The 6,150-nt window shown below is 65.8% G+C and carries 8 protein-coding genes and 1 tRNA gene; all 9 read left to right on the top strand.

Going from position 1 to position 6,150, the window contains the following annotated elements:
• Positions 1–60 precede the first annotated feature (60 nt).
• Positions 61–408, top strand: coding sequence for a hypothetical protein (locus BVI061214_RS13770; protein WP_248841726.1), 348 nt, complete (start codon positions 61–63; stop codon positions 406–408).
• Positions 347–733 carry a hypothetical protein gene (locus tag BVI061214_RS13775; protein ID WP_248841727.1) on the top strand — a complete coding sequence of 129 codons (387 nt, stop codon included), beginning with the start codon at positions 347–349 and terminating at the stop codon, positions 731–733. Before BVI061214_RS13770 ends, BVI061214_RS13775 begins: the two co-directional genes overlap by 62 nt.
• Before the next feature lie 196 nt (positions 734–929).
• On the top strand, positions 930–1,358 hold the full coding sequence (locus tag BVI061214_RS05300; RefSeq protein WP_053767565.1) for a 3D domain-containing protein: 429 nt from the start codon (positions 930–932) through the stop codon (positions 1,356–1,358).
• A gap of 18 nt (positions 1,359–1,376) precedes the next feature.
• Positions 1,377–2,492, top strand: coding sequence for an ABC transporter permease (locus BVI061214_RS05305; RefSeq protein WP_053767566.1), 1,116 nt, complete (start codon positions 1,377–1,379; stop codon positions 2,490–2,492).
• Between the two features lie 41 nt (positions 2,493–2,533).
• A tRNA-Thr gene (locus BVI061214_RS05310) sits at positions 2,534–2,608 on the top strand.
• Positions 2,609–2,817: 209 nt separating this feature from the next.
• A complete protein-coding gene (gene rpsL, locus BVI061214_RS05315) occupies positions 2,818–3,231 on the top strand; it encodes a 30S ribosomal protein S12 (RefSeq protein WP_003043831.1) in 414 nt (137 codons plus the stop codon).
• A gap of 7 nt (positions 3,232–3,238) precedes the next feature.
• Complete coding sequence (gene rpsG, locus BVI061214_RS05320; protein ID WP_053767567.1) at positions 3,239–3,706, top strand: 30S ribosomal protein S7; 468 nt, start codon at positions 3,239–3,241, stop codon at positions 3,704–3,706.
• Positions 3,707–3,709: 3 nt separating this feature from the next.
• Positions 3,710–5,785 (top strand): elongation factor G, encoded by a 2,076-nt coding sequence (fusA, locus tag BVI061214_RS05325; RefSeq protein WP_053767568.1) that lies wholly within the window; start codon positions 3,710–3,712, stop codon positions 5,783–5,785.
• A gap of 60 nt (positions 5,786–5,845) precedes the next feature.
• A partial coding sequence (locus BVI061214_RS05330; RefSeq protein WP_248841728.1) for a GTP-binding protein occupies positions 5,846–6,150 on the top strand: 305 nt, incomplete at its 3' end.

The following is a 6,150-nucleotide window of genomic DNA, read 5'->3' on the forward strand; positions in this document are numbered from 1 at the left end:
TGGAGTGAGGGGGGTGCGGAATGTGGGTACCAGATCGCCGACCTGCCTGCCGCCCAGGAGGTGGGGGGAGGGGAGCTCAGGCCCAGGGTGGCCGTCTACCGGATTCCCCTTACCTCGGATGGGGCCGTGCGGATTTCGGCGGTCTCCAGCCAGCTAGAGCTTTCCGCCCGGCTCCACCTGGTCCTGTTGGACGAGAAGGGCGTGGTGCAGGCCGTGAGCGTGGCCCGGAACTGGTTCGCAGCCCGCCAGGAGCTCACCCCCCTGGCCCTGAGGCCCCAGATCACCACCGACCCCGGCTTCCGCCTCAACTTCCGGGGCCAGGCGGGGCAGGTCTTCTACCTAAACGGTGGAAAACTACGCCTTGAGCGAGGACCGGGTCACCCTCTACGCCGATGCCTTCACCCCTAACTCCCAGGGCCAGGGAGAGGCCTTCTCTTCCAGCACCAAGCGAGGGGCCATAGAGTTTGTTGATGACTTTGACTGGTACAACGTGGCCTCTGCCACGGGCTACCTGCGCTTCACCTACAGCGGCCCTCTAGACCTGGTGGCCCTCCTCCTTTATAACAGGCTCAACGACGCCTATCCCCGCACGCTGGACCCGGTGGTGAACTGTGCCCCCATCGCCCCCGCCACCCTTCTGGTGGTGCGGGACCGGGGCCTAGCCCGGGCCGGTTTTGACGAGTCCTTAAGCGGCCGCTACACGCTGGAGATCTCCGACACCCCTTGCCCGTAGGCCTTCTTTGAGTTAGGTGAGACCAGGCTAAAGGCGCTTAAGACTTTTCTCATGCAAGCCCGCCTTAGGAGTCCCCTACTCGGCGGGGTTATTAAACCCATAAAGCGATTCCAAATAAACAGGGAGCTTCCGGATGAGGAGGAAGCCTCATCCTTCTCAGCTTCCTCCGGAAGGCCCCAGCATACTCATGGACGCTATGCGGGGTTCTCTCCTTTCGCTTTATCTGGTTCTCGCCATTGCGGGAGCCTTGGCCCAGACCGGGCCCAAGAAGGTCATGGTCCTTCAGGCCACGGCCTACACCTCCAGCGTCCGGGAGACCGACAGCACCCCCTTTGTCACCGCCACCGGCATGCGCACGCGGCTCGGGGTCCTGGCGGTGAGCCCGGACCTCCTCAGGGTCCTTCCCTACGGCACCAAGGTGCGCCTCAAGGACCTGGGCACAGTCCAGGGCCGGGGCCGGGGGCAGTTCAGCTACCTCTTTGAGGGGCGGGTCTTCGTGGTGGCCGACGTCATGAACCCCAGGATGCGGCAGAAGCTGGACGTCTGGCTTCCCGACCGGGCCACCGCCCTGCGCTTTGGCCGCCGCTTAGTCCAGCTGGAGGTGGTGGAGTACCCCAGGCGCTGAAGCCCTTATCCTGAGGGCGTGCGCTTCGCCCTTTTCCTGGCCCTGGCCCACCTGAAGCGGCGCCCCCTGCAGACGGGCCTGGCCCTTTTGGGCATTGGGGTTGGGGTGGCGGTGCTTTTGGCCGCCCTCTCCCTCACCAACGGCTTCACGGACGGCCTGGTGCGGGCCACCCTCAAGGCCTATCCCCATCTGGTTCTCTTCAGCTTCGGCGAGGAGCTTCCCCCTCTTCCCCCCCACCCCGAGGTGGAGCAAAGCGCCCCCTTCGCCGCCACCAAAGCCCTGTTGGTGCGCCCGGCGGAGGGCGGGCGGGGGGCGGGGGTGGACTTCGCCACCCTGGTGGGCCTGGGGGAGGGTGGAGAGGCCCTCTACCCCGAGCTCGGCCTCAAGCTGGAGCCTGGAGGCATCTACCTGGGCGCGGCGCTGGTCCAGACCCTGGGGGTCTACCCCGGGGACACCCTCTTGGCCATGTCCGCCACCCAGGAGAGGGTCAGGCTTAGGGTCCTGGGTTCCTTCCGCACGGGCAACTTCCTCCTGGACTCGGGCTACGCCTTCGTGGACCTGAAGACGGTGGAGGCCCTGGCCGGGCTTAAGGCCCAGGGGTACCAGGTGCGCCTCAAGGACCCCTGGCGGGCCAAAGAGGTGGGGGAGGCCCTGGCGGGAACGCGCTTTTTCCCCCAGGCCTGGCAGGACACCCAGCGGACGCTTTTGGAGCAGCTTTCCCTCCAGAAGCGGGTTCTGGGCATCCTGATCTTCCTGATCGTGGCCGTGGCTGCTTTGGGCGTGGCCAACCTCCTGGTGCTGAAGGTGGTGGAGAAGACGCCAGAGATCGCCCTCCTCCGGGCCATGGGGGCCTCGAGGTTCACCGTGGGCCTGGTCTTCGCCCTGGAAGGGGCGGTCCTGGGCCTTTTGGGGGTAGCCCTGGGCAACCTTATGGGCTACCTCCTCTGCCTTTACCTTTCCCTGCGGCCCGTGGGCCTTCCCGGGGAGCTCTACTTCCTCACCCACCTCCCCGTGGAGATGCGCCTTACGGACTTCCTGCAGGTGAGCGGGGCCAGCCTCCTCGCCACCTTCCTGGCCTCCCTCCTGCCCCTGGCCCGCGCCTTTAGGGTGCGTCCGGGGGTGGTCCTCAGGTAGTTGCGCCCCCGGGGTTTCTGCCCTAGACTCTTCTAGGGCGGGCCGGTGTAGCTCAGCGGTAGAGCAACCGCCTCGTAAGCGGTAGGCCGCCGGTTCAAATCCGGCCACCGGCTCCAATGGACCCCGCCCGGGGCCTTTCGCGGGCGGGGTTTGGCTTTTTCCCCCGTCTTGCCAAGAGGAGCAGGGTCCTGTACACTAGGCAAGTTGAGGGCCTTCAGGGCCAGCCCCTGGTCCTGAAGGCGGTGCCCTGTGCGGGCAAAATCGGGGAAGGCCTCCTTCCCCGGGCGGATCTTGAGAACACAGGGGCAAGTCCAAGAAGAAGGGAGTGGTGGCACTGCCGACGATCAACCAGCTGGTACGAAGGGGCCGCGAGAAGGTCCAGAAGAAGAGCAAGGTTCCGGCCTTGAAGGGCTCGCCCTTTCGCCGGGGGGTGTGCACCGTGGTCCGCACCGTGACCCCCAAGAAGCCCAACTCCGCTTTGCGGAAGGTGGCCAAGGTGCGCCTCACCTCCGGGTACGAGGTGACCGCCTACATCCCCGGCGAGGGGCACAACCTGCAGGAGCACTCCGTGGTCCTGGTCCGGGGCGGCCGTGTGAAGGACCTTCCGGGCGTGCGTTACCACATCGTCCGCGGCGTCTACGACGCCCAGGGCGTGAAGGACCGGAAGAAGAGCCGTTCCAAGTACGGCACCAAGAAGCCCAAGGAGACCAAGGGCGCGGCTCCTGCCAAGAAGAAGTAGGTGAGGTATGCGCAGAAGAAGAGCAGAAGTACGCCAGCTCCAGCCCGACCTGGTCTACGGGGATGTGGTGGTCTCGGCCTTCATCAACAAGATCATGCGGGACGGCAAGAAGAACCTGGCCGCCCGCATCTTCTACGAGGCCTGCCGCATCTTCCAGGAGAAGACCGGTCAGGAGCCCCTCAAGGTCTTCAAGCAGGCGGTGGAGAACGTGAAGCCTCGGATGGAGGTCCGCTCCCGCCGCGTGGGTGGGGCCAACTACCAGGTGCCCATAGAGGTCTCCCCCCGCAGGCAGCAGTCCCTGGCCCTCCGCTGGCTGGTCCAGGCGGCCAACGCCCGCTCCGAGCGCGGGGCGGCGGTGCGCATCGCCCACGAGCTCATGGACGCCGCCGAGGGCAAGGGCGGGGCGGTGAAGAAGAAGGAGGACGTGGAGCGCATGGCCGAGGCCAACCGCGCCTACGCCCACTACCGGTGGTAAACCATGGCGGTTAAGGTAGAGTACGACCTAAAGAGGCTTCGCAACATCGGCATCGCCGCGCACATTGACGCCGGTAAGACCACCACCACCGAGCGCATCCTCTACTACACCGGCAAGATCCACAAGATCGGCGAGGTGCACGAGGGCGCGGCCACCATGGACTTCATGGAGCAGGAGCGGGAGCGGGGCATCACCATCACCGCCGCCGTGACCACCTGCTTCTGGAGGGACCACCGCATTAACATCATCGACACCCCCGGCCACGTGGACTTCACCATTGAGGTGGAGCGCTCCATGCGGGTTCTGGACGGGGCCATCGTGGTCTTTGACTCCAGCCAGGGGGTGGAGCCCCAGTCCGAGACCGTCTGGCGCCAGGCGGAGAAGTACAAGGTGCCCCGGATCGCCTTCGCCAACAAGATGGACAAGACCGGGGCCGACCTTGGGCTCGTCATCCGCACCATGCAGGAGCGCCTGGGGGCGAGGCCCGTGGTCATGCAGCTCCCCATCGGCCGCGAGGACACCTTCTCGGGGATCATAGACGTCCTCAGGATGAAGGCCTACACCTACGGCAACGACCTGGGTACCGACATCCGCGAGATCCCCATCCCCGAGGAGTACCTAGAGCAGGCCCGGGAGTACCACGAGAAGCTCATTGAGGCCGCCGCCGACTTTGACGAGAACGTGATGCTCAAGTACCTGGAGGGGGAAGCCCCCACCGAGGAGGAGCTGGTGGCGGCCATCCGCAAGGGCACCATAGACATCAAGATCACCCCCGTGTTTTTGGGCTCCGCCCTGAAGAACAAGGTCGTCCAGCTCCTCCTGGACGCCGTGGTGGACTACCTGCCCTCCCCCCTGGACATTCCCCCCATCAAGGGCACCACCCCCGATGGGGAGGAGGTGGAGATCCACCCCGACCCCAACGGCCCCTTGGCGGCCCTGGCCTTCAAGATCATGGCCGACCCCTACGTGGGCCGCCTCACCTTCATCCGGGTCTACTCCGGCACCATCACCTCTGGCTCCTACGTCTACAACACCACCAAGGGTCGCAAGGAGCGGGTGGCCCGCCTCCTCCGCATGCACGCCAACCACCGCGAGGAGGTGGAGGAGCTGAAGGCGGGGGACCTGGGGGCCGTGGTGGGCCTCAAGGAGACCATCACCGGGGACACCCTGGTGGGCGAGGATGCGCCCCGGGTGATCCTCGAGTCCATTGAGATCCCCGAGCCCGTCATTGACGTGGCCATTGAGCCCAAGACCAAGGCGGACCAGGACAAGCTCTCCCAGGCCCTGGCCCGCCTGGCCGAGGAGGACCCCACCTTCCGCGTCTCCACCCACCCCGAGACCGGCCAGACCATCATCTCCGGGATGGGCGAGCTCCACCTGGAGATCATCGTGGACCGGCTCAGGCGGGAGTTCAAGGTGGACGCCAACGTGGGCAAGCCCCAGGTGGCCTACCGGGAGACCATCACCAAGCCCGTGGACGTGGAGGGCAAGTTCATCCGCCAGACCGGTGGCCGCGGCCAGTACGGCCACGTGAAGATCAAGGCCGAGCCTCTGCCCCGGGGCTCCGGCTTTGAGTTCGTCAACGCCATCGTGGGCGGGGTGATCCCCAAGGAGTACATCCCCGCGGTGCAGAAGGGGATTGAGGAGGCCATGCAGTCCGGCCCCCTGATCGGCTTCCCCGTGGTGGACGTGAAGGTCACCCTCTACGACGGGTCCTACCACGAGGTGGACTCCTCGGAGATGGCCTTCAAGATCGCCGGCTCCATGGCCATCAAGGAGGCGGTGCAGAAGGGGGACCCGGTGATCCTCGAGCCCATCATGCGGGTAGAGGTCACCACCCCCGAGGAGTACATGGGCGACGTCATCGGCGACCTGAACTCCCGCCGGGGCCAGATCCTGGGCATGGAGCCCAGGGGCAACGCCCAGGTGATCCGGGCCTACGTCCCCCTGGCGGAGATGTTCGGCTACGCCACCGACCTGCGCTCCAAGACCCAGGGCCGGGGCTCCTTCGTCATGTTCTTTGACCACTACCAGGAGGTCCCCAGGCAGATCCAGGAGAAGCTCATCAAGGGGCAGTAGGAAGGCTTTGGGGGTGGGTCTCCTGGGCCCACCCCACGCTTTGCGGAAAGGAGAGCGAAGATGGCGAAGGGCGAGTTTATCCGGACGAAGCCCCACGTGAACGTGGGGACGATTGGGCACGTGGACCACGGGAAGACGACGTTGACGGCGGCCTTGACCTATGTGGCGGCGGCGGAGAACCCGAATGTGGAGGTGAAGGACTACGGGGACATTGACAAGGCGCCGGAGGAGCGGGCGCGGGGGATCACGATTAACACGGCGCACGTGGAGTACGAGACGGCGAAGCGGCACTATTCCCACGTGGACTGCCCGGGGCACGCCGACTACATCAAGAACATGATCACCGGGGCGGCGCAGATGGACGG

Source organism: Thermus aquaticus (assembly GCF_001280255.1).
GTDB classification, from domain to species: Bacteria; Deinococcota; Deinococci; order Deinococcales; family Thermaceae; genus Thermus; species Thermus aquaticus.